A 26,035-nucleotide genomic window follows, 5' to 3' on the forward strand; every position below is an offset into this window, starting at 1 on the left:
ATGAAAAACAATTTTTACAAACTCCTTTTCCTATTCGCCTTATCTGCAACTGTATTTTCCTGCAGCAACGACGATGACAATAGTCCTGAAACTCCCAAAGAAGCTTTAACCGAATATAAATTCTTAAGAATTTTACTTTCTGATGAAAAAACAACTGAGATCACCTTAGTTAATCCGGTTGAAGCCACGATAAGCTCTTTTAATGCTAAGTTTGCAAAATCTACTGTTTATACTACAGAATCCAAACGATATGCGGGAATCATTCACAGAGCCAGCAACACGGTTGAAACTTTCGACAGCGGTTTTGAAGGTCATGGCGATCACGTGGATGTAGACGGAATCCCTAAATTTGGCGCTTTAATTGGCCAGTCGCCTATGCCTACCCATTTTAAAAGCAAAAGCGGAGAGCTGATGACTTTTAATGATGGCGACGGAACACTGGCGGTTGCCAAAGAATCTGAAATTACTACTGCGGGAGCTAAATTTAAGATTATAAATGCAGGTTTGTTGGCACATCACGGCGCAATGGCTACTTTTACTAATGGTACTTATGCTATTACTGAAAAAGACAATTCGATAACAGGAACACTCCCTGAAAAGGTTAAAATTATTGATAATTCCGGTAAGACTCTTTTTAATGCAACGGTTGCTACCAAAGGAATTCACGGAAATGCCTCAGATGGAACCTATGCCGTTTTCGGATCAGCAAGCGGTGTTCTTGTAGTGGAAAGTAACGGAAAACAAAAGCTTATTGCACTTCCTGCTGATTTTGGGACTTCGTGGTTTGGAACTATTCTGGAAACAAAGGCAAAAGGAAAATTTGTGGGTTATACCGCTGCAAAAGGAGCTTTTCTAATTGATGTAGCAGCTGAGACCATTAAACCTATTATCCAAAGTACTACAATCATGCAATGCAAAGTGAGTTTTAATGCGACTAAACTGGGAATTCTATTGCATACGGGCGAATTCAAATTGTACAATCTTACCAGCCTGCAAGTTGAAAAGGAAGCTAAAGTTATTACCGAAACTGCTGCTGATGCGGCATTAAAACCACAAATGCAGTTAACAGAGAACTTTGGTTATATTACTTCTCCCACTACAGGAGAATTATTACAACTGAATTTGTCTACCATGGCAATTACAAAGAAAATCAAGGTTTCAAGTACACCATATATGATTACCGTTTTAGGCTTTGAAAATAGCAAAGGCCATTAAAAAGTAATTCTATTATTTATTTTATCAAGAAGGCCGGATCATTTATCCGGCCTTCTTTACTAGACTTCGATCTAAAATTGTAAATCCGAAGAAGGAATAAATCTCGCGAAGTCGCAGAGTCACAAAGATTTTATATTTTTTGGCGTTTTGGAAAGTATTACTATTTGGATCAAAGATTAAAATTAATTCCCAGAATATCTTCCCAATTCAACGACACTCGCAAAAACAGTTCTGCAGGAACGCACTATTTTGTAGCAACGGATTTTAATCCGTTGAAAATAAGATACCGAATCTCGCTCAAATGCCTGTCAATTTTTAAATAAAACCTCCTGATGTAACTTTTATCGGAGAACATTTTACTATTTAACAAACAAAACACTACTTTTGCAAAACATAAAACAATGATAAACAAGTAACTACATCCGTAAAACATTTCATTTCACTATTATTTTATCACGATCAACAAGTAGGCTCCTCATAAAAAAATATAAGTTAACCCCTTAATAATTGAGTACTATGAAACAAGTGTTATTTAAAGATTTAGGCGAAAGCAGAAATAAGGATATTTTTCCATCGCAAGAAATAAAAGAAAATTTAGTCAATGCTTTTTTTCCGGAAGATACATTGACACTTACTCACAATTTATCGAGTGTAACTGCGGCTTTTTATGGTTTGTTATTAAAAAATATTGGCGCCGCTTTCGGAAATGATAAAATGGATGAGCATTCTAAGAAATTGTTCTATGACCTCGGGAAACTAAAAACCATGCAGGTTTTCCAGGCAAACCCTACACTGGAAAAAGACACCAGGACATTTGCTGCAGTTGTTATTTATGCGATATACAACTCAAGTCCGGAGTACAACTTCAGAATACTAAAATACAGTCCCGAAAACACAATTGTAGAACTTACCGGAGTCGATCGGTATTTAAAAATTCTAACAGAACTGGGAATCGAGAAACACATTACGATACCAACGTTTTTGCCTTTTGTTGAAGGAATTAAAGAAGTTGTAAATATTCCTTGTCAGATCGAGTATACGTTTGAACAAACAAATCCCGATTTTACAATTAAATCGGTGTATAACATTAAACAACTTTAGTACGATGATACCACAACCCCAAAGAAATATAGTAGACCTTATTGGTGAAACTTCGCCCTATTTATTTGAAAATGCCGATAAAATTGCTTTTAAGGACAATCCTACTGAGTTTCCGCTTCATCAACCCTTTGAGTCATTTGAACGGGAGAATTTTAGTGATTTTATTAAAATACTCACAACCATGGGAAGTCTAAACTTAGTAAAAGAAATGAAAACGGAGGAGAAAAATTATTTTCTGGCCGAAAAGCTTCGAATAAGAAGAATCTCGCACCAACAACCCTCTGGATTGTTGGTGGCCAAAATAAGTCCACAATTGGAAAACCATCAAAAAGGAAAATCCTTAATTGAAATTAGAGACGATGCCAATACCTTGTTTCAAATGGAAGTTGATTATTACATTTTCAACGAACCTTCTTTCAAGAAAATATTTGAGCCTCATTACAATGGCGAAACTGATGCTGCTTTCCCGTCCTGTACCCTGCCCGAAACTTCATTGGAGTATTTAAATGAAAATGAATTTAATGTCACTGTAAATGGATTTACCCGCGATCAATGCAAAGGACATTTTGAAAACTATCAGATTGTACCCGCCGTATATATTGCGAAATGCATACTGAAAAATGTCTTTAAATCGGCTCCTGCCAATACTACTGAAACAGCTGCTGTAGAAATCGAGAACGTAGAAGCTTTTTTAAATAAAGCAATGCCTGTAGATACCGCTTTTAAAGTTAATGTAAGCATCTTTCGACTGCAAAAGAATCTAAAAACGTATAAATGTACTGTAACCGATTATGCAAATGAATATGGCCACTATTTTATTACACTTAAAAACTTAATAAACTAAAATGTTACTCCAAAAAAGTACATCCCTACAAATACTAACCATCAGAATGAAACAGCAGTTACCTCAAAAAAAACAAACAGAAAGGCCGGATAATACATCCGGCCTTTTCTATTTTTATGATTCACAGCTACTACAGCTCACCAAACTGGTTACCAATTCTTTCGATACACTTTGACTGCGTTGGTAATACAAACTCTTAATTCCAAGCTGCCAGGCTTCTATAAGCAGTCGGTTTACTTCTTTAATGGGTAAATCGGCTGGGATATTCAAATTGATGCTTTGTCCCTGATCGACAAATTTCTGACGTATTGCGGCCTGCTGTACAATCTCTAACTGACTGATTTCTTTAAAGGTTTTAAAAACATCTTTCTCTTCTTTTGTCAGCTGGGTCATGTGCTGTACGCTTCCGCCATTTAACATGATCTCTCTCCAAACCTCTTCATTGTCGAGTCCTTTTTCTTCCAGTAAAATTTTAAGGTATTTATTTTTACGCATAAAATTTCCCTTGCTCAGACCGGCTTTGTAATAATTACTGCTAAAAGGCTCAATCCCGGGCGAAGTCTGTCCTAAAATAGCCGATGAAGAAGTGGTTGGCGCAATAGCCATAGTGGTTGTATTACGTCTTCCATAACCTTTAAGCAATTCCGGTTCGCCATAAATTCGAGCCAGATCCTGAGTAGCTTTATCGGCCTTATCACTGATATGTTGGAAAATTTCGGTAGTTTTCATCTTGGCTTCCATTCCTTCAAACGGAATCCTATTTTTTTGCAGATACGAATGCCATCCCAGTACACCAAGTCCAAGTGCACGGTGTCTTTTGGCAAATCGATTGGCTGCGGAAAGGTAATAATTACCTTCTGTTTTTTCTATAAATTCCTGCAATACGGCATCCAGGAAAAAGATCGCTAATTTTACGGCTTCAGTATCTCTCCATTCTTCGTAAAGCTCGAGATTCATTGACGAAAGACAGCAAATAAACGATTCATCAAGACTGGAAGGCAGCATAATTTCGCTGCACAAATTGCTGGCATTAATACGCAGGTTTTTGTCTTTGTAAACTTGTGGTTTGTTTTTATTTACATTATCACTGAAAAAGATATAAGGCAATCCCTTTTGCTGACGGCTTTCTAATACTTTCGCCCAAATTTGTCTTTTGTCGACATCACCATCAATCATTTCCTGCATCCAGTAATCCGGCACGCAGATTCCGGTAAACAAATTCTGAATCGGGTTTCCAATACTTTTAATCTTCAAAAATTCCTCGATATCCGGATGATCAACATCTAAATAAGCAGCAAATGCCCCACGGCGAACCCCTCCCTGAGAAATGGTATCCATTGTAGTATCAAAAAGTTTCATAAAACTTACCGCTCCACTACTCTTTCCATTATCTGTAACAGCACTTCCTCTCTCGCGCAGCTCTCCAAAATACCCCGATGTTCCTCCACCAATTTTGGTTTGCATAATCACCTCTCCCAATTTGTGGGTGATTCCTTCTATTTCATCGGGAACATGCACATTAAAGCACGAAATTGGCAAACCGCGTTCAGTTCCCATATTCGCCCAAACAGGCGAACTGATGCTCATCCAGCCACGTTCGATCATTTCTACAAAAGATTCCTTTAATTCGGGTTTGTATAATCGTCGGGCCGCAGCGGTACAAATTCTGTCAATTGCACCTTCTACAGTTTCTCCCTTCAAAAGATAACCACGATTTAAGATTTGCTCACTTTCAGAGTTTTTCCACCACATTTTATTCTCGGCTTCACTTAACGGAAGGCTGTTTGCTGAAGTTGTATCTATTGTATTCATCATTGTAATTTTGCTTTTTAGAACAGGTCGTTTGCGGTAATGCTTTTGTCGTGTTTGGTATATTCTACTGGTCTTTTGGCAAAGAAATCGTCAAGGCTGTTGGCAAAAACTTCTTCTTCAAACCAGGCCATCGCTTTATAATCATCTGCCGGAACATTAAAAATAGTCGGGATATTGATCTGAACCAGACTTTCGTCGATTCTGAATTTCATGAAATTAACCAAATCAGTCTTCTTGATTGTTTCAATTTCACCTTCTTCAAAAATCCAGTCTAATATATCGGCTTCTACTTCTATTGAATTTTTCACGGCCTCACGAATAAGCGTTAACGTTTCTTCATCGAAATAATCCGGAAACTCTTCACGAATTTTGTTTACGATATAGATACCGCCATTAGCATGAATCTGCTCGTCGATAGAAGTCCACGCAATAATGTTACTCACATTCTTCATATAGCCTTTGAATCGCGTAAAAGACAATAAAATCGCAAACTGACTGAAAAGCGACACATTTTCGATCAGAATACTGAACAAAATCAGTGAAATCACATACTTTTTATTGTCCTGAGATTTGGTATCCTTAAGCACATCCGAAAGATAATCGACACGTTTGCGGATAACCGGTATCTCCATCAGTTTTTCAAATTCATCATTGTACCCTAAAACTTCCAGCAAACGTGAATAAGCCTCAGAATGTCTGAATTCACATTCGGCAAAAGTACTCCCCAAGCCGTTGAATTCCGGCTTTGGAAAATGCTCGTAAATATTTCCCCAAAAACTTTTCACGGCTACTTCTATCTGTGCAATCGCCAATAGACTATTCTTAATGGCGGTTTTCTCCGCAGCATTTAAATGAGAATGAAAATCCTGTGTATCGGCTGTAAAATCAACCTCTGTATGAACCCAATACGCTTTATTTATGGCTTCTGTAAATTGCAAAACCTCCGGGTACTCGAAAGGTTTATAATTGATTCTTTTATCAAATATAGACATATATATAAGTATTAAATGGTGACTGAACCTGGATAAAAATGCTTCGTTCTTGGGGAGGTATAAACGACATTTCTATAGGTACAAATTTAACCCCGCGATCTTCTTTCACCCCTTTTTTGATGTTAAAAAACAACGCAATTATCAACAGTTTGACTCCCTGAAATCTTCCCTCTTTTTTGCGTTTTATCAACAGGAGGAAAATAAACCGTAAGAGACAATACATCAGTTATTTATACTAAATCTAAATAGAGTTATCAACAGCATAGGGGCTAAAAAAAGGCTTCGCCCTAAAAACAGTTATCAACAGCCATTCTTAAAAAAATAGCTTTTATACTACAAAAAGTCTCGTTTTGCACAACAAGAAAAACGCTGACTACTCTCATTTTTGAAATTATTACACTCGATCAGCCAAATAAAAAAGCACACTTTAAAACACACTTAAGTCACTAATAACAAACCTATTAACTATTTGAAATTTATACCCTATAGTGCCAAATATTTCTTTATAATTTATGAAAAAGGCAATTTTTTATCACAAATATTGAGCAAAATTGATTCATCTGTAAAAGTTGGTGTAATTTTGTACACTAAACGCATTTATCATGATTATCAGAAAAGCAACAATTGAAGATTCAGAAAATATTACAGCACTTTTGCTGCTGGCAATGGAAGACATTATCTATAAATTTACAGGTGAAAAGGATCCTAAAACGGCCTACTATTTCCTGCTTCATTTTGTTGAAAGCGAGAATAATCAATACTCCTATCAAAATTGTTATGTAGCGGAGGAAGACGACCAAATTATTGGTGCTGTTGCTGTTTATGACGGAGGACAATTGCATTCGTTGAGAAAACCAATTGTTGATTATGTTCGTCTGAATTTCAATGCTGATTTTAATCCTGAAGACGAAACGCAAAGTGGTGAATTTTATATTGATTCGGTTGGTGTGAGTCCAAATCATCAGGGAAAAGGGATCGGCTCTAAACTGCTGCAATTTTTAATTGACGAGTATGTAACTCAAAATCAAAGAACTCTCGGACTATTGGTGGAAGACGCTAACCCGAACGCCAAAAAACTGTACTTAAAATTAGGTTTTAAAGTGAAGGGTACCAGAACTTTGGTAGGAAAAAATATGGAACATCTGCAGATTTCATAGTTTTTTAGTTTCAGGTTTCAGGTTTGAAATAGGTGTAAGACTTACAAAATTTAACCGCAAAGTCCGCAAGTTTTTTTACTAAACAGGATTTTGTAAAAAAAAGGTTCGCAAAGCTAAACTTAAACTTTGCGAACCTTGCGAAAATCTTTGCGGTTAAATCATATCACAATTCTATTCTCATTCCAAACCTGAAACCCGAAAACAGAAACCTAAAACCTGAAACCTGAAACTTGAAACCTGAAACTTGAAACATAAAACCTGAAACTTGAAACCTGAAACCTGAAACCTGAAACTTTTCTACTCTTAACAAGATTTTTACTAAACGTACCCTTCGAAATACTGTTAACTTTTGCTAACTACAACAGTATCAAATAAAAAGTTTTATATTTGCACCCTAAAAAAATAAAACTTATTGCTCTTTAAGGCCTGTAATACTGCCTTATACTTTAATCCACATCGTTGAAATTTACTTTTAAAAATACCTTTTCCCGCAGGAACTTCTTTATTTTAGGAATTATCTTTATTGTCCTCACACTGCTTTCGATTTATATTCTGAGCAGTTTTATAACGGAGATCACCGAAAAATCAAATACTGCCACTGAAGAACGAGGCTTTCTGAAAAAACAGGAAGTGCTTGTACAGGAATTGTCGCATTTTTTAGAAATTCAAAAGGAGTTAAAACGTATTGTTGAAATGAGCAATACCCGGAATCTGTCGGATAATCTAAAGGTACTCAGTACAATTCACTCCAATGACAGTCTTATTAAAAACAATTGGTTTCAGATTAATAAGGAGCATATCACTTTTGTAACTGCTAAAAATAGTCCAAATCTGGAAGCTTCCATCAAAGATTTTGCTGTTAAAAACGGGAATCTCAGTGCATACAATTGCATTGTTGAGAATAAGCAGGATTTTTTCTGGCGCATTTATTACAAGTACATCGCGACAAATGGTACAGTCATTCGATACGGGTATGACATTGATTTGAAGGCACTTCAAACCTATTTTTCTACCATTGACCAAAAAGCACTCAATTATGCTTTTGTGTTTGATAAAAAAGGAACAATCCTCTACCATCCTGAAGTAAAATTGCTGAAGAAGAATGTTTTCAAAATTACAGACCTTCGTGCCAATGATACTACTTTTACCAATAAAAACAGTTTCAGCCGACAAATTGCGCTTTCGGAATATTTAGGTCTAGACATTGTACGCTATACCAAACGACTCAATGTAAAAGGAACGGATTGGTACATCTGTGTAAACTTTGCGGAGAAAATATCCAATGAAGATGTCAATACTGTAAAAAAGTATGCTTCCTTAATTTACATCGTTACAACAGCTATCCTAATCGTATTCTTCTATTTATTTACTCTTTTCACTCGTAAAAATTTTCAGGAAAAAGAAGTACTGGCACAGGAAAAAAACAATCTTTTGATAGAAAACGAAAAAATTAATAAAGAGAAAGCCCTCATTCAGCTGCAGCAACTGAAAGAACAAATCAATCCGCACTTTCTGTTCAACTCGCTGAATTCGTTATACATGCTTATTGAAAGTAACACGGCTGTTGCGCGAAAATTTACCCTGAATCTGTCCAAAATCTACAGATATCTGATTACGCCCCCGGTTAACAATATTGTTACGGTACAGGAAGAACTGCTTTTTATCGAAAAGTATATATTTCTGCAACAAACCCGTTTTACGAAAGAATTTGTCTTTTCGATTCAGATCGAAGACGAAAATAATCTGGCTAAAAAAGTGCCGTATCTGGCTTTTCAGATCGCGGTAGAAAACGCCATAAAACACAATATCGCTTCTGAAGAAACCCCTTTAAAAATAACAATTGACATTAAAGAAAACGTTGTAATTATTACCAATAATTTAAACGAAAAGCAAAACTTTGGCAAAGAATCCAAGTTTGGTCACAAATACTTAGAAATTATTTACAAATATTATGCTAAGGACGATTTCAAAGTCTTCAAAAAAGACGGCGATTTTACTTGCATTTTGCCTTTAATTGGATAAAAGAAAACATTCACTCCCGAAAAAAAGCCACTCACTCCATTTTGTTTTTTTTAACGTTACCCCTGCAATATTTTTAGCCAAAAATTAACCTAAACTTAACTTTCAATGAGAGAAAAGGCATTGTTGATAAACCTAAAAAATATCGTTTTATTGGTATTGGTACTGAGCACCAGTACTATGGTTTCTCAAAAAAAGAATAAAAAGAATAAAGAAGACAAAACTGTACAAGTTAAAGATTCATTAAAAGATTCAAAAGGAAAAAAGTATGATGATCTTGTTAAAAAGGGAACTTTCAAGAAAGGACTTTTTAACACCATTCAGGTCAAAACAGATTTATACCTGGAAATTAATGATTCTCTTTTTCAAAGAGAGTTTTTAGTAGTCAACAAAATATCGAGTGTTCCTTTGCCTGTTAATGATGCCGGATTGAATAAAGGAATGAACTACGAGAATAAAATTATAACGTTTCACAAAGATTTAGTGGCCAAGAAAGTTTGGGTAAAATCTTCTGTTCCAAAGGTTTCATCACCTGTTGGGGATGCTATTACGGCTTCGGTAAACAGTAATTTCTCAGAATCTATTATTGAAGTTTTTGATATTGAAACCAAGAATAACGATTCGACTTCGGTTGTCATTAAAGCCAATAAGGTTTTTGACGGTAAGCAAAAGAGTTTCAATGATGTATTGAGCAACATTGGCTTTGGCGGATCTGTAAAATCGGAACTATCGTATATAGAAAATGTAAAAACGTTTCCTAAAAATATTGTTGTAAAATCACAACTTACTACATCTGTAAGCGAAGGCGGTCCTGCCCTTTCGGTTACTCTTGGAGTGACGTCCAACATTATTTTACTGGATAAAACACCTATGCAGCCGCGTTTTGCAGACAAGCGTGTCGGGTATTTCTCTGAAAAACACTGGTATTTCAGCGACAGTCAGCATGCTATGCAGGAGAAAGAATTAATCACACGCTGGAGACTGGAGCCTAAAAAAGAAGATATCGAAAAATACCGCAAAGGCGAATTGGTAGAACCTAAAAAGCCAATTGTGTATTACATCGATCCATCGACACCAAAACAATGGCGTTCTTATATTATTGAAGGGGTTCGCGACTGGCAGGTTGCTTTTGAAAGAGCCGGATTTAAAAATGCTGTAATCGCCAAGGAGCCTACTGAGGAAGATACTGATTTTGATGTCGACGACGTACGTTATTCTGTAATTACATATGTAGCTTCTCAAAAATCTAATGCTATGGGACCTGCAGTAGTAGACCCAAGAAGCGGGGAGATTATAGAATCGGATATTATCTGGTGGCACAATGTAATGACTTCACTGCAAAGCTGGATGCGCATTCAGACAGGTGCCATTGATCCGAAAGCCAGAGGAAATAAGTTTAGTGACGAACACATGGGAGAAGCGATCCGTTTTGTATCGTCTCATGAAGTGGGACATACTTTTGGTTTAAAACACAATATGGGTGCTTCATTCGCTTATCCGGTGGAATCGTTAAGATCTAAAGATTTTACAGCAAAAATGGGTGGAACAGCTCCATCAATCATGGATTATGCCCGTTACAACTATATTGCTCAGCCCGAAGATCATGTTGAAGCGATTACGCCAAAAATTGGTGAATACGATAAGTATGCTATCGAATGGGGTTACAAATGGTATGCAGACCAGAACGAAGAACACACTGCGCTTAACGATCTGATTGCAAAACACCAGAACGATCCGGTTTATTTTTACGGAGAGCAGCAGGACGGTGACAGTACAATTGACCCGCGTTCGCAATCTGAGGATTTAGGTGATGATGCGATGAAAGCCAGCGAATACGGGCTTAAAAACCTTAAAAAAGTGGTGGGTAAAATCCTTGAGTGGACGTATGATAAAGATGAATCTTACTATCAAACGGGTAAACTTTATATTGGAGCTATTGGTCAGTGGAATCTTTACAACTATCATGTGCTAACAAATGTGGGAGGAATTTATCTGAATACCACGGTTCACGGTGACAATAAAGCAAGTTATGTTCCGGTTCCGGCTGCCATTCAAAAAAGAGCTGTTTCGTATTTATTGAAAAATAGTATTGCGCTTCCGGAATGGTTGTTCTTTAACCCAATTCTGGACAAAACAAATCCATTGAAAGATTCTCCTCTTGGACCATATGAGTACACTCCTTACACCCTGGCAAGAGAATTACAATATGGAATTTTATACAACCTGTTAAGTGATGATCGTTTGTTGAGAATTACAGAAAATGAGCTGTTCCAACGTAATGAAACCAAAGAAAATGTTTATACCGTAACACAATTATTTAAAACTGTTCACCAAAACATTTTCGCTCCTACGATTCAAAACAAATCGCTTACGATTATGGAACGTATGACACAGAAAAACTATGTAGATGTATTGATTGTTTCGACCAATAAACTTTTTGAAAAAACAGATAGCAAGAAAATTATTCAATTAGAAGAGACTTTAAAAATGCCTCATTTATGTGATTATCTGCAAGAATCAAAAATGGCGCGCAACATCAATCAGTCTTCATTAAAGAGAGTTTCCGAAGTGACTTCTGACAAAAAAGGAGAATTGAATCAGATTCTGAAACTTTTAAAGACGAAAAGAAACATTGGAAATCAAGAGACAAAGAATCACTATTTCGATCTGATCCAGCGTATTGAAAAAGCACTAAACAACACACTTTAAATTAACATAATCCAAAAACAACCCAATGAAAAATTTATTTTACATGCTGAGTTTCCTACTTACCCTCTCGGGGTTTGCGCAGGAAAGGACTATTAAAGGAAAGGTACTTGATGCCAAAGATGGACTGCCGATACCGGGAGTCACCATTGCTGTCGAAAATAGTTCCGTATCAAACAACACCTCTGAAAAAGGAGTAATTCAAAGTGCCGGTCTGGGAACTGTAAGTGACTTTGACGGTGCCTTTGAATTGAAAATAAACCATAATATCAAATCTCTAAGAGTAACCTATATGGGTTACCTGCCTTATACAATTGACATTACAGATAAAAATCAATACAACATTTCTTTAAAGTCAGATGTAAGCGAATTAAAGGAAATCGTAGTTACCGGTTATCAGAAAATCGAAAAGAGAAAGCTGACATCTGCTGTTGCCAAAGTGGATATGGCAGATATCAAACAAGCGGGTGTTGCGAGTTTAGATCAAATGTTAGTAGGTCAGGTTGCGGGTGTTGCGGTAACACAACAAACAGGAGCTCCGGGAACCATTGCAAAAATCAGAGTTCGTGGTACTGCCTCTCTTAACGGTGCACAGGATCCGTTATGGGTTTTAGATGGTTTACCTCTTGAAGGAAATGACGTTCCTCAAAATTATGACAAAGACAATATCGATGTTTTAAGCAATTTTTCTATCGCAGGTTTAAATCCTGAGGATATTAAAGATATTACCATTTTAAAAGATGGTGCTGCAACTGCTATCTATGGAGCAAGAGCTGCAAACGGTGTTATTGTGGTAACGACTAAAAAAGGAAAAAAAGGAAGCATGAAAGTAGACTTGAATGTCAATACTTTCATGACTCAAAAACCTGATTTTTCTAAATTAAATCTATTAAATTCTTCTCAAAAAGTAGATTTTGAACTTTCGCTGGCTTCAAGAGAAGATTTGACTTACAGAGACGGTAACGGAGAAATTTCCCGTATTCTTAAACAGGCTAATGAATTAGGAGCCTACAGATCGGGAGGTTTTTCGTCTCTAAGTCCAACAACACAAAACTCAATCAACGCTTTAAGAAACATCAATACCAATTGGGGTGATTTATTGTACCGAAGTGCCATCAACAAACAATATACATTAAGTCTATCTGGTGGTGGAGAAAAATCAGATTACTATTTCTCTTTAGGAGCTTACAACGAACAAGGTGCTACTATCGGAACTGGTTTTGACCGATACAACCTTACCTTAAAAAACAACTTTGATGTAACTGATAAATTGCGTGTTGGCGTTGGAATTTTTGGTACACAAAGTAAAAAATCATCTTATATTTCAGATACGGACACTTTTACAAATCCTGCTAATTACTCCAGAAACGCAAATCCATATCTAGCTCCATTAAATGCTGATGGAAGTTATAATTATGATAAAGACATGACCGGGTATGGAAATGGAAGTGTATATATTCCTTTTAATTACTTAGAAGAAAGAGAAAATACCAATTACGAATTGACAACAAGATCTATAAAAGCATTACTTGACGTTGATTATAATATTACAAAAGGATTAAAAGCAAGTACACAAATTGGTTTACAGTTTGACAACAATGCTTCTGAAAAATATGCCGGTAAAGACACTTACTTTACAAGAAAAGAAAGAGAAAAAACAAGTGTATTTGCAAATGGAGCTTATAATTATTTCCTTCCTGTTGGCGGAATTATTCAAAATTCAAACACTGACTTTTTTCAATACAACTGGAAAACGATGTTAAACTATAACACTACTCTTGGAGGAAAACATGAGTTAGAATTTATGGTGGGTAATGAGTTAAGAAAAAACAAAAGCACCGCTATTAATACAAAAGGTTTTGGTTTCGACCCGAAAACATTGACTACCACTCAAATTGTTTTTCCAACTCAAAGTTATGCATCTAATCCAACCTATAGAACGTATTTAAAGAATGAAAACGAAAATGCATTTGCATCATTCTTCGCAACAGCATCTTATACGTATGACAGAAAATATACGTTCTTTGGAAGTGTTCGTTACGACGGTTCAGATTTATTTGGTGCAGATCCTAAGTACAAATATTTACCATTGTGGGCAGTTTCCGGTTCATGGGCGGTATCTGAAGAAAATTTCTTAAAAGATAGCGAAATAGTTTCTAATTTAAGATTACGTGCGTCTTACGGTTTACAAGGAAATATCGATAAAAATACTTCTCCGTATGTCGTTGGAACAAATCAAACAACTATTATTTTACCGGGACAATCAGAACCTATTATTAGTGTAGCTTCTCCTCCAAATGATAAATTAAGATGGGAAAAGACGACCAATACCAACTTTGGAATGGATCTGGGGTTATTCAACAACCGTATTAACATTATAACCGATGTTTACGGAAGAAAAAGTACTGATTTAATTGGCTTACAATCACTTCCTGTTGAAAACGGTTTTGAATATACAAACGCTAACTGGGCTCAGGTAACGAATAAAGGATACGAGATTTCTTTGTCTACAAGAAACATTGACCGTCCGAACTTTAAATGGAACACGACTATTAATTTTGCTCATAATAAGAGTACTGTTGATCGTATCCAGACAAGATCTAACACCTATTTACCTTCAAGACAAGGATTACCTGTTAATGCCGTATTTGCCTTAAAAACTAACGGAATTGATGAAAGTGGTTTCCCTTTATTTGTAAATAAAAAAGGAGAAACTGTAAACACGCAAGCTCTTTTTGGTCTTTTTGATCCTTATGCAGATTTTTTCCCGGGAGTTTTCTCGCAATCAAAACTTACGAATGAAGAAACAAGAGATTTGTTTACTTATGTTGGAGATGCAGATCCTAAATTTACCGGTGGTTTTATCAACACTTTTAAAGTTCATAATTTTGATCTTACTATCGCTACCACTTTCAATCTTAAACAAACTGTTGTTGAAAAACCAAATTTTAATGGTACACAATTAGATCGTGGTCAGAACTACACTACAGATGTACTTAATGCCTGGTCACCTACTAATACCGGTTCAAACATACCTGGAATTACTAGTCCAACTTCAGGAACAGGAGATTCATGGATGGCTTACCAATGGTTTTCTCCAGCAGGAGCACCACTTAATGTTTACAACTATTTAGATACTTGGGTTCATGAAATGAGCTATATGCGTTTAAGCAGCGTTCGTTTAGGATATTCATTGCCTAAAACAGCGACAAAAACGTTGTTTATGGACAGTGTTAGATTTAGTATCGAAGGAAGAAACTTATTTGTAATCAGCTCTGATTATAAAGGTTACTTTGACCCTGAAACGTTCGGAAATATCTATGCACAACCAATCCCAAGATCAATATCTTTAGGATGTAACCTAACTTTTTAATCTGATTTAAAATGAAAAATATACTAAAATACGTATTCTTTGCCGGCGTAGCCATTACAACTGTAAGCTGTGATCATTATCTTGATGTTGAGCCGGTAGGTAAAGTAATTCCGGAAACTTTAACTGATTATAGAGCAGTAATGACAACTGGTTATTCTACAACTCCTATTCATAAAGCATTATCTACTATTAGAACAGACGAATTGGTTTTAGATGAATCTAATGATAATGCTACTTTCTACAGAGATCATTATATCTGGAACGATGCCAATCCTGATAAAACTACCAATAGTTTTCCTTATGCTGCTTTGTACAACAGAATTTTCTATACCAATGTGATCATCAATGAAGCAAGCGTAAAATTAGCACCTTCTGCAGAGAAAAATCAATTACTAGGAGAAGCTTATGCACTAAGAGCATTATCTTATTTTGATTTATTGAATATCTTCAGTAAACCTTTTAATGCTGCAACAGCTGCAACAGACAGAGGGGTTCCGTTGGCTTTAAAAATAGATTTAGAGCAGGCTTACGTTCCTCAAAGTGTTGCGGTTATTTACGACCAGATTTTATCTGATAATGAAGAGGCAAAAAAATTATTGAATTTAGACACTCAAACAGCGGGTATCAACTACCGTTTTTCTAAAGCTGCTTTATATGCAATGGAATCCCGAATTTTCTTGTACAGAAAAGAATGGGCAAAAGCTATTGCTGCTGCAGATAAAGCAATGACATACAAAAGTGCTTTAATCAACTTAAACACTACTGCTGCTTTACCTAATCTTTACAACGGACCGGAATCTATATTAGCACTTGAGGATCCTTTTATTAATCTTTTGAAAGGAACATCATATGCTGCGCCAACTTTAACAGGTGCTTATGATAAAACAAACGACTTGCGTTTTGCGTTGTATTATCAGGCAAGCGGAAGCAGATACAGATTTAGAAAAGGTGGTGATATTGCACAAAAATGTACTTTTAGAACCGCCGAATTGTACCTGACAAAAGCAGAAGCATCGGCACAATTAAACGATCTGCCTACCGCAAGAACGACGGTAATCGCTTTCATCAAAAACAGATATAAAACTACGGCTTTTGATCAGTTAAGCATATCGATTGCTGCCATGACACAAACTCAGCTTCTTGATTTTATCGCTCAGGAAAGACAACGTGAGTTTGCTGTTGAAGGTCACCGCTGGTTTGATTTAAGAAGAACAACTCAAAAACAAATCATCCATACTTTCAATGGAGAAAATTACACACTAATAGAAAATGATCCGCGATATACGCTGCCATTTCCTTTAGATGCCCGATTAAACAATCCTGAATTGTAAGTCTATAAAATAACTTCAAAGTAAAATTGCCCCAAAATTTTAGAGAATTATATACTTACAATAATGAGCCCGATATTACATCGGGCTCATTGCTTTTTAGACTTATACGGTTATCAAGGTCGGAGCTATACTAACTAATAAAATTGAACTTTCAGCCATCTATGTTTAATGATTTTTTAATAGAAACTCCTGTTTTATGCCTTCAAATTTCTCTTTACAAAGGGGTTTGTTCAGAAAGCCTATTACCAAGGGGTTACTTTCTGCCCGTTTGAGATCTTCGGGATGCGTTGAAGAAGTAATCATCATTATAATACAATTTAGTTTGATTGATTCAGAAAGTTTTGCATATTCCTCAAGAAACTCAAAACCATTCATTTCAGGCATGTTGATATCGAGAAAAATAAATTGCGGAAGCAAATCAGGTGTATCTTCTAACGAACGTAAATATTCAAGTGCTGTTGTGGCTAACTCTTCTAAAACAATTTCCTCAGCAAAATAATACTTTTCGGCCATTCGCTTTGCAATATAACGATCTGTAGCACTATCGTCTATGACAAGGATTTTTCTAAAGTAGGGTTGTGTTGTGTTCTGTTCCATAGCTTAAGGTATTTACTTGTTTGGGATTTTAATCGTAAAAGTGGTTCCATGACCAATTTCAGATTGAACTTTTATATCTCCATTGAGTTTATAGATTGCTTCTTTTACAATATAAAGTCCCAATCCTGAACCAACCGACTCTCGGGAAACGCGATAAAACATGTCAAATATTTTTGGATGTAAATCTTGCTGAATTCCAATTCCATTGTCCTCAACAACAATATTGGTTTCGATGTTGGAAATATCAATTTTAATATTGACAAATGGGTTTGAAACCTTAAAATTTTGATAGCGGATTGAATTTGAAATCAGATTGTTCAGAATAGTCGTAAGCCGGTTTTTATCGGAGTAGACCGAAGCATTACCAATAATATCAACTTTAAAATCAACTCTTCGGTTAGTATCTCCCATGAATTTTAAATTTTGGGTTACCTCTTTGATAAGTTCTTTAAAATTGATCTTTTGCTTCTCGATTTCCATCCGTGAGTTTCGTGAATAATCCAGAATATCACAAATGAAATTATCTAACTTTTCGGCATTCTCCTTTAACATTTCAAGATGTCCAATCATTAACTCTTCAGTTGTATCGTCTTTGGCTATTTCAATAAGTCCAAGCATAGAATTCAATGGAGCACGTAAATCATGAGAGGTACTATACACAAAACGATCCAATTCGTAATTTGCCGTTTTTAATTCCTGATTTTCAATTTCTCTTTTTTTAAAGGTCTGATTAATATGAGCTTCACTGTAATTTTTAAATTGATAAGCCCACAATCCACAAAGCCCAAAAATGGTCGTGGCTAATAGTATGTGAATCACAAAAGTGCGCAGTGTCATATAATCCAACTGAGTAAAATAAATACCACTGACACCACTATATTGCAAATAACCAAATAGTGCATGATGAATTATTACTACTAATGTTAGCGGTATTTGCAGTTTCCAGTTTTGATAAGTGATAAGTATTGCACTTGCAACAAATGCCGTAAAATGCATCTCAAACATACCGTGCATCTGATAAATAAACTGGCACATGAAAATCCCTAATACGGTACTGAGAACATACTGATAAAAGTCAGATTCCGGCAACGCTAATTTTGATGAATAATAAGCAATAAGCAATATTCCCCCCACTCCAATTGCAATCTCCCAGGTATCATAACAAAACGCTAATAATAAACCTATAATAAAAAAAGCGACCAGAAAGTAATTAATTAAATTATCCGATTTTCTCTTTATTGCCAAAAGAAATTCCTGAATGTTCTTAGATTGTTCCAGATTTTCGATTTTCTCTTTCATACTTTTTTCAATTTGGTACTGCATTGCGATACTCTTTTAAAGTAAAAGCAATTGGATTAAAAAAGGACAAGAAAAGCAGTTTTATGCTTAGTTTAGTATGTTCATTACTTCATTCGCTTCAGCAAATGAATACTAACTTTCAGATAAGAGATTTTGATGAACTCTACTTGCGCTCCATTATTATATCTCCAAAGCGAAAAAAAATATACCTGAATAAAGTAGTCGTCTCATAGTACATCAATCTTTAACAAAAAGCTGACGAACAATACCATTAAAGCTTTAGCTAATTTAATAAAAAAAACGATAAAGTAGGATTTTATCTCTTATAATATATCTAAAAAGCGGGTAAAAAACCTCAATCACCATAGTGAAAAACATTTGATAATGAGGTGGTTAAATACAAAAATTCATGAAATCGTTTATATCCAATACAAATACGGCTAATGCTAATGTAGACTGCCAGAAGATCGTATACTGCACATTTCTGACAGCAAATCAATTGTAATGCTATAAAATAAACAGACCCGCCAAATTAGGGCAGGTCAATTTTTTACCATTTTATCTTAACATTATACTCCCTAATTCAACCTGATAATGTTTCGGGGGTAACCCATTTCTATACAGGTCGGTCTAATCGTGTTCAGGTTCCCGCAAATCAAAATATTCTCCTTGCGTTTTATTTAAAGAACCCGAAATCATTTTGAAATTTTCATCTGTTGGCTCCAGATTGATATATTTATCGACAATGCTTCTATGTTTGTATACGATAAAGGTGTTTTTTACTTTTGGATTTATCTTATTCAAATCGGCTTCTGTTACCTGGTCTGTAAAGGACGGAACAAAGGTTAAAGCTATATTTTTAATATGAAGCAGCTTCCCTAAGTTCTCCAACTGAAGCTGCCGCTGGTTTTTAGAGTAATTTTTATGGTTTCCGTATACAAAATAGACTTTGAGATACTGCCTGCGTTTTTCGCTTTCTTTTTCTAAAAACAACAGCCACTTTTTTATAGCTGTCCAATCAGGATTGTTACCTGCAAAGTAAATAATTCCGTGATAACGTCCATACTTACAAACGGGACAGGTTTGTGTTCCTTTGTCCGGACCAAATGCGTGAAAAGGCATAAAAGAGGGCTGATCTTCTCCAATATTTAATCCCGAATGAAGTAGTGCTGGTGTTTTCTTAGGATAATTCGGAATATTTAACCCCAAAACAATATCATGTTCTGCAATCTGTAAACTGTCTTTTAACAGGACCCTTACAATACCACTTCCGCCTCGGTTTTCAGGAAGGTGCTTCTTTCTATAAGCAAGGAGTAATTTATCATCATCAAAATTAATTTCATCTGTATAATACTCCTTTTTAACATCTGGTTCTTTGACCGACAAATGGATGTGTGCCGGCAAAACATCGTTGGGATACGGTGCCGGACGAATGGTTCTTATCGTGTATTTTCCTTTAGCATCTGTTTTGACCCAACCGCGAATATGCCCATGCCGTTTGATTGTTTCGTCCATTCCGGGTGTGGGCGAATAATATCCGTCGTTATCCGTCTGCCAATAGTAAATAATTACATTTGGTGCTACTGTTTTACCGTCCAGTTGAAAGACAGTACCGGTAACGATTAACTTTTGTCCTTTTTCACTCCATCCCGGACTTGTGCTAACAGAAGAAATTTCTTTTGCCATTTCGATGTACATCAGTTCACAGCCATCACACCCTCCACCTACAGTATTACTATTTTTAATCTGAGGTTTTGGATTATTTTGTCCGTTACAACTGCTAAACAACAGGGCTATAAAAAACGTTTTGCAAATGGTTACTTTTTTCATTGTAGTACTTTTTTCTGCAAATATCAGGATGGATATAGCTGACTGTCAAATGAAATACAGTAAGACGAGTTTATTTTAAGGTAAGCTGATTGTGTTCTGAAAATTTTGATTTAAAATTTTTAGCATAATTGCGACTGACCCTTAAAATAGTATCCTCACAGAGTGTAACATCATAGTCCCCATTTTGGCGGGACTGTATAGATGAAATCTTGCTTATATTCACAATATGTGATTTATGAATACGGACAAATTGTTTTTCATCCAATTGGGTTTCCAAAGCTCTCAGTGTTTGAGTATGCAGGTATTTTTTAGAAGAATGATAAATGTTGATGTATGGTGAATTTGCTTCAAAATAAAGAATTTCAGCTGCTTCCAGAAGCAGCTTTTTATTATGAGGATCAGAAATTAAAATAGAGCGTATAAAATTTTGCCCTTTCCTTTGCTCATCGATCTTTTCTTTTAATTGCAAAGACTCGCTTTTTCTATTCCATAAAATAAAGACCATCAGTGAAAATCCATAAATGATTACCGTTTTTATAAAATAAGCCGACAAACCAAAATTGAAAGTCTGCCAATAAGAAAAGGTGTGATCGTAGAATGCTTTTGAAATAATCCAGACCAATATCGGATAAGAAAACAAATGAAGAAGAATTGCTGCACTTATTACCAGTATTCTTACCGTCAGGTTTTCCGTTTTTCTGATCCATTTTAAAACAACTATTAGTAAAGGAAGAAATAATACCCAGTAGGAACTGAACAATAGCGATTCTGAAATGTAGAACGCACTATTTTGAAACAGGGTAAAGGAATAATCCAATACTACGTTTGTAAAAACAAACAACAGTACACAAGCCGTAATAATAAAATTTGGCTTTTGCTTGCTTTGAAAAATTTGATCTATTACTGACTGAAACATCAAAATATAGTGTTTAGGACCAATTTATAGCGCTAATGAAAATACATTTTTACTAGTTTGTACGATTCAAAATAGGTTATATAAACCACAAATTTAGTAAATTAACCACACATCTGATACATTACCGACGTTCTGTTAGTCGTCTCTATACTATCAGATTTTACAATTTCACATTCTTTTTCAATCAGTTACACAACTGCTTTATAAAACAACTGATGTAAAACATTATCCATTCAATACCTGCGCCAGCTGGGAGATAAGAAATTTTAAGCCCGTGTATAATGGAATGGTCTTTTTGTATATTTTTGGTTTCGCAATAAAACAAGTTATAAAGAACAAAAAAACACCTGCAGAAAGCCAGGAAACGTTAGGAGTAAATATAGAAAGCATTACGATGAAAAAAATTATACTTAAATTTACAAAGTGGGCACTTCTAATTTGCCTCGCAATATTCATAGTTAAAGGATGCATTCCGACAACTCCTGATGTACCTCATATTACACCTCGCGCAACTACTCAATACTGGAATTTACCTACAGGTTCAAAAATTGCTTATACGCACATTGCAGGCAAAGGAGAAAAAAAACCATATCCAATTATTTACCTGCACGGTGGTCCCGGAGGATATGTCTATACCAAAAATATTGAAACATTAGGAAAGTTTTCTGCATCGGGCTATGATGTATATTTATACGACCAGGTAGGTTGCGGGCTTTCGGAAAGACTGGAAAACGTTAGCGAATATACAGCTGTACGCCATGTAAACGACCTTGAAGCAATTGTCAAATTATTAGGTGTTGAAAAAGTAATTCTGGTTGGACAATCCTGGGGTGGAGCATTAGCAGTATTATATTCCGCTGAGCATTTGGACAAAGTAGACAGAATTGTTTTTACTTGTCCCGGTGCGATTAAACCTGCAAATGAAGCGTTAGAAAAAATTAAAGCACCCGACAGCCTGAATTTAAAAGAACCATACAATCCAAATTCAAAAATACTTCCAATTGTGCTTCAACCAAGGTATGTATCTATAGGAATTTGGGCAAGATTTTTTGGAAAAAAACTGGCTAATGATAAAGAAGCTGATGGTTATCTTACCGGTATGGCTAATGTTTTTACGAAAGGTCTTGTTTGCGACTCAACTAACGTATTGAAAGAAGAAGGAGGTGCCGGTAGTTATTGTAATTTAAATACAAGTGTAAGTTATGGTGATTTAAAGGATCCCAGAATAAAACTGAAAAACAACAAAATTCCTGTTTTGGTCATGAAAGGACAATGCGATAATATTGATTGGGGCTATACGAAAGAGTATCTTGACTTGTTTAGTAATAGCACGTTCAAATTAATTCCAAGTGCAGGACATCAGATTTTTGCAGAACAACCCGAATTATATACCAAAACAATTAAAGATTTTTTAACCCAATAAGATTATCAACAAAAGAAAAATGTGTAACCACTGTACATTGCAAGACACTAAGGTTTCACAACGCTCCGTTTTTTTTTAACTTTACAAAAAATAAACGAAATGAAAATAGTCATCATTGAAGATGAACATCTCGCCTCTACCTATCTCAAAACCATTCTGGAAGAGCAGACTATCCTTCCGATCAGTGAAATTACAGTACTGAAATCGGTAAAGGGTGCTGTTGCCTTTTTTAAAGCGAATGCCGTTGATCTGGCATTTATGGATATTCATTTGGGAGATGGTAAAAGCCTCGATATTTTCGAGCAGGCTCTCGTGTCATGCCCCGTTATTTTTATCACTGCTTATGACTCTTATGCGGTAAAAGTTTTCAAACATTTTACTATTGATTATCTACTTAAACCTTACGAAGAGGAAGAATTACTCGAAGCTTTGCACAAATACAAAAACATAAAAGAAACCTTTAACAGCAATTCAGTTGTTGAATCTTTGGTTGAAATTGAGAATCAAAGCAACATTCAGCATCATTTTTTGGTGAGCCACAGAGACAAACTAATTTCTGTTAATGACACTTCAATTCCCTTTTTCTTTGCTACCGGAAAACACCTGTTTATCCACACCAACTCCGGCAGTAGTTATCTGTACAATAATAATTTGAAAGACCTCATCAATAAACTTGATCCGGCTCTTTTCTTTAAAATCAACAGAAAATATATTATCAACCGTCATTCTGTTCAGGAAATTGTAAAACATTCGAGCCAGAAAATCGAAATATTACTGAATGTTACCGTTCCGGATACAGAATCTATTATTTTAAGTAAAAAGGAAATCAATAATTTTAAAAACTGGCTCGATTCCTAAAATTCAATTCGAGTAAAGAATATAGATTTCCAGATTATTCAGAATCCGGAAGTCTGTCGGCTTCATTCTTTTTTCGGTTGAAACGGTAAATTACAGTCAATCTGATATATCTTCCCTGAGAACGAAACTCTGATTCTAAATAATAGAGGGGTGTACTGACCGTTTGTTTGGTTAGTTGCGAATTGAAAAGGTTGTTCACGTTTAAAGTAACCGACATTTTATCGTTAAAAAAGTCCTTGTTTAAACCAATATTGGCCGAGTATTGTGCCTCAGTAACCGATTGAACTCCCTGATTTTTACCTCGGTATTTAAAACTAAAATCACCTGAAATTATTTTTGGAAACTTCACAACCGAACGAAAGCCCGACAACCAGGTTTCATCTTCCACATCATAGACCACCTCTTTGTAAGTGCCCTGCTGTTTGAATTTGTAGTAATTAAAATCCAAAGACAATCTCAGCCATTTTGTGGGACTGTAGGTAGAAGAAACTTCTGCTCCGTAACGATCTTCGGTGTCCAGATTTACCGGTGTTCTCACGAAATAATTTTCATCTGTACGCTGTAGAATATACTCGAAAAAATCGGTAGTGTGCTGATAGTATACAGACGGATTAATACTGAATTTTCCGGGTTTGGCCAGTAAAGTCAATTCAAAAGAATTCGTAAACATCGGATTCAAATCCGGGTTTCCTACAGTAAGATTGCGCAAATCTGAAAGCCCGGAAAAAGGATTCAGCTGCCAAAACCTCGGACGATTGATCCGTTTGCTATAGCTAAGCTGTAAGTCCGTTTTTTCGGTTAGATTGTATACTAAATGAACGGTTGGAAACAGATTGATATAATTTTTAGTGTTGCTGAACAAGTTCTTAGAATCGGCAATTTTTATATCGGATAATTCTGCCCGCAAACCTGCCAGATAACTGAACTTTTTAATTTTACTCCCAAACTGAATGTAACCACTATAGAGGTTCTCGTCGTATTTTAATTTATTGGTAAACTGATCCTGCAGCACCTCATCCAAAATCGTATAATAATCACTTCTGATGGCGCGTAAATCGCTTCTGATTCCCATCTCAATTTTAGAATTTTCGTTTATCGGATTTACAAAATCAGATTTTAGAAAGATATCGTTACTGCTTTCTATATCGCGGCTGTACAGATTAGAAACTTCGGGTTCATAAGGCATCGTTTTTTGCTGATCGATGTATTGATTTTCATCGTCGTGCCAAAAATCATATTGCAGGCTGGTCGTCCATTTTTTATCCTTTTTATCAAATGTTTTTACATAATTTAATTCTAAGGCATTGTAAAACTTAGGTTCCTTATAATTTTCATAGCGATTGATGATACTGTCAATTGCATGATTGGCATTGGTATACTGGTACCCAATTGCCGTTTTATAATTGTTATTGTTTCTGTCGCGATAGTAACTTCCTGTTAAGGTATTTTTGGCATTAATGTAATAATCTCCTCCTACGTAAATATTGTAGATGCTATTATTTCTTCGGATATCATCGTATTGATTCAGCGTGGTTACTACGTTGTTGCTGGTATTGCGCTGAAACTGTCTGTTGGAAGCAAAAACGTCAATGTAACGGTATCCTATATTGGAAAACAAATTGACTTTTTCGGTTTTATAACTCACATTGGCATTCAGACTATGATTTGCCGGATTCCCTATTCCTGCCTGCAGCGAGCCGTTGAATCCCTGCATACTGTTTTTCTTTAGTATGATGTTTATAATTCCCGCACTCCCCTGCGCTTCGTAAGCCGCTGAGGGGTTTGTAATGACTTCTACCTTTTCAATATTCCCCGCCGAAATTTGAGATAAACCGTTATTGGCCGTTAACATGGATGGTTTTCCATTAATTAAAACCGTAACACCGCTATTGCCTCTAAGACTTACTGCCCCGGCAATATCGACATTCACAGAAGGAACATTATTCAAAATATCATTGGCTGTTCCGCCTTTGGAGAGAATGTCTTTTCCAACGTTGAATACTTTTTTATCCATTTTTAGTTCTACGGCCGATTTTTCAGCTACGACATTCACTTCATTTAGTTCATTGACTTCTTCTTCCAGTAAAACGTCTTTTAAAATCAAATCTTTCTGAAGTGAAATCGCGTTTACGGTGAATGGTTTGTAGGACATCAATTCGATTTTCAACTGATAATTTCCGGGAGAACTCTTGAAAACATAAATCCCGTTTTCATCAGAAGAAACTGTTCTCTTTTTCTGATCAGACGATTCCAGCGTGACGGTGACATAGGGCAGCGATTGTTTTGTTTTGGAGTCCATAACTTTTCCTTTAAGCGTAAATTCATTGGTCTGTGCCACAGCTTCAAAGCCTAAAGAAAGGAGGATGAGTAAGATGAGCTTTTTCATTTTTGGTTTGGTTTATAATTTTCACCAAAACTCTTCTTTAATTGTATGCGAAAATCAAGCGCATGCTATACAGTTCTTTCCGATCGATAAACCATTTAATAATGAGTATTAACGGTGTTTATCTTCGCTTTTTATGCGTTAATGCCTTTTTTGAACCTGTTTGTCGACACATTCTT

General features: G+C 35.7%; 17 protein-coding genes. 10 read left to right on the forward strand and 7 right to left on the reverse strand.

The window, feature by feature from the left end; all coding sequences use genetic code 11:
• From JO950_RS05645 to JO950_RS05655, 3 genes are all read left to right on the forward strand, one after another.
• A complete protein-coding gene (locus JO950_RS05645; RefSeq protein ID WP_202701729.1) occupies positions 1 to 1,215 on the forward strand; it encodes a hypothetical protein in 1,215 nt (404 codons plus the stop codon).
• 516 nt (positions 1,216 to 1,731) lie between these two features.
• On the forward strand, positions 1,732 to 2,316 hold the full coding sequence (locus tag JO950_RS05650) for a hypothetical protein (protein ID WP_202701731.1): 585 nt from the start codon (positions 1,732 to 1,734) through the stop codon (positions 2,314 to 2,316).
• 4 nt (positions 2,317 to 2,320) lie between these two features.
• Positions 2,321 to 3,160, forward strand: coding sequence for a hypothetical protein (locus tag JO950_RS05655; RefSeq protein WP_202701733.1), 840 nt, complete (start codon positions 2,321 to 2,323; stop codon positions 3,158 to 3,160).
• 114 nt (positions 3,161 to 3,274) lie between these two features.
• Here JO950_RS05655 and JO950_RS05660 read toward each other — a convergent pair whose 3' ends face one another.
• Positions 3,275 to 4,972, reverse strand: a complete 1,698-nt coding sequence (locus JO950_RS05660) for a ribonucleoside-diphosphate reductase subunit alpha (protein ID WP_202701797.1) — start codon at positions 4,970 to 4,972, stop codon at positions 3,275 to 3,277.
• Positions 4,973 to 4,989: 17 nt separating this feature from the next.
• On the reverse strand, positions 4,990 to 5,964 hold the full coding sequence (locus JO950_RS05665; protein ID WP_202701735.1) for a ribonucleotide-diphosphate reductase subunit beta: 975 nt from the start codon (positions 5,962 to 5,964) through the stop codon (positions 4,990 to 4,992).
• Positions 5,965 to 6,566: 602 nt separating this feature from the next.
• Here JO950_RS05665 and JO950_RS05670 point away from each other — a divergent pair.
• The 5 genes from JO950_RS05670 (at position 6,567) to JO950_RS05690 (ending at position 16,550) form a co-directional block, all read left to right on the forward strand.
• Positions 6,567 to 7,121 carry a GNAT family N-acetyltransferase gene (locus tag JO950_RS05670; protein WP_202701737.1) on the forward strand — a complete coding sequence of 185 codons (555 nt, stop codon included), beginning with the start codon at positions 6,567 to 6,569 and terminating at the stop codon, positions 7,119 to 7,121.
• A 459-nt stretch (positions 7,122 to 7,580) separates the two neighbouring features.
• Positions 7,581 to 9,143 (forward strand): histidine kinase, encoded by a 1,563-nt coding sequence (locus JO950_RS05675; protein WP_202701739.1) that lies wholly within the window; start codon positions 7,581 to 7,583, stop codon positions 9,141 to 9,143.
• A gap of 105 nt (positions 9,144 to 9,248) precedes the next feature.
• The gene (locus tag JO950_RS05680) at positions 9,249 to 11,849 is read left to right on the forward strand and encodes a zinc-dependent metalloprotease (protein ID WP_202701741.1); all 2,601 of its coding nucleotides are present in this window, start codon (positions 9,249 to 9,251) and stop codon (positions 11,847 to 11,849) included.
• Between the two features lie 25 nt (positions 11,850 to 11,874).
• Positions 11,875 to 15,219, forward strand: coding sequence for a SusC/RagA family TonB-linked outer membrane protein (locus JO950_RS05685; RefSeq protein ID WP_202701743.1), 3,345 nt, complete (start codon positions 11,875 to 11,877; stop codon positions 15,217 to 15,219).
• A gap of 11 nt (positions 15,220 to 15,230) precedes the next feature.
• The gene (locus JO950_RS05690; RefSeq protein ID WP_202701745.1) at positions 15,231 to 16,550 is read left to right on the forward strand and encodes a RagB/SusD family nutrient uptake outer membrane protein; all 1,320 of its coding nucleotides are present in this window, start codon (positions 15,231 to 15,233) and stop codon (positions 16,548 to 16,550) included.
• Between the two features lie 165 nt (positions 16,551 to 16,715).
• Here JO950_RS05690 and JO950_RS05695 read toward each other — a convergent pair whose 3' ends face one another.
• The 4 genes from JO950_RS05695 to JO950_RS05710 all read right to left on the reverse strand — a co-directional run bounded on the left by JO950_RS05695 (position 16,716) and on the right by JO950_RS05710 (position 21,192).
• On the reverse strand, positions 16,716 to 17,147 hold the full coding sequence (locus JO950_RS05695; protein WP_202701747.1) for a response regulator: 432 nt from the start codon (positions 17,145 to 17,147) through the stop codon (positions 16,716 to 16,718).
• 12 nt (positions 17,148 to 17,159) lie between these two features.
• Entirely contained in the window at positions 17,160 to 18,446 is a 1,287-nt protein-coding gene (locus tag JO950_RS05700; RefSeq protein ID WP_237732286.1) for a HAMP domain-containing sensor histidine kinase, read from the reverse strand.
• 630 nt (positions 18,447 to 19,076) lie between these two features.
• The gene (locus tag JO950_RS05705) at positions 19,077 to 20,276 is read right to left on the reverse strand and encodes an intradiol ring-cleavage dioxygenase (protein WP_202701750.1); all 1,200 of its coding nucleotides are present in this window, start codon (positions 20,274 to 20,276) and stop codon (positions 19,077 to 19,079) included.
• Between the two features lie 70 nt (positions 20,277 to 20,346).
• Positions 20,347 to 21,192, reverse strand: coding sequence for a LytTR family DNA-binding domain-containing protein (locus JO950_RS05710; protein WP_237732287.1), 846 nt, complete (start codon positions 21,190 to 21,192; stop codon positions 20,347 to 20,349).
• A 394-nt stretch (positions 21,193 to 21,586) separates the two neighbouring features.
• Between JO950_RS05710 and JO950_RS05715 the strand changes: the two genes are divergently transcribed.
• Both JO950_RS05715 and JO950_RS05720 read left to right on the forward strand, forming a co-directional pair.
• Positions 21,587 to 22,615: an alpha/beta fold hydrolase gene (locus JO950_RS05715; protein WP_202701751.1), complete on the forward strand. Its 1,029-nt coding sequence runs from the start codon at positions 21,587 to 21,589 to the stop codon at positions 22,613 to 22,615.
• 99 nt (positions 22,616 to 22,714) lie between these two features.
• A complete protein-coding gene (locus tag JO950_RS05720) occupies positions 22,715 to 23,473 on the forward strand; it encodes a LytTR family DNA-binding domain-containing protein (RefSeq protein WP_202701752.1) in 759 nt (252 codons plus the stop codon).
• 34 nt (positions 23,474 to 23,507) lie between these two features.
• On the opposite strand, the gene JO950_RS05725 is transcribed toward JO950_RS05720, so the two are convergent.
• Positions 23,508 to 25,859: a TonB-dependent receptor gene (locus JO950_RS05725; protein ID WP_202701753.1), complete on the reverse strand. Its 2,352-nt coding sequence runs from the start codon at positions 25,857 to 25,859 to the stop codon at positions 23,508 to 23,510.
• Positions 25,860 to 26,035 lie beyond the last annotated feature (176 nt).

It is taken from the genome of Flavobacterium sp. UGB4466 (genome assembly GCF_903469665.1).
GTDB lineage: Bacteria > Bacteroidota > Bacteroidia > Flavobacteriales > Flavobacteriaceae > Flavobacterium > Flavobacterium lipolyticum.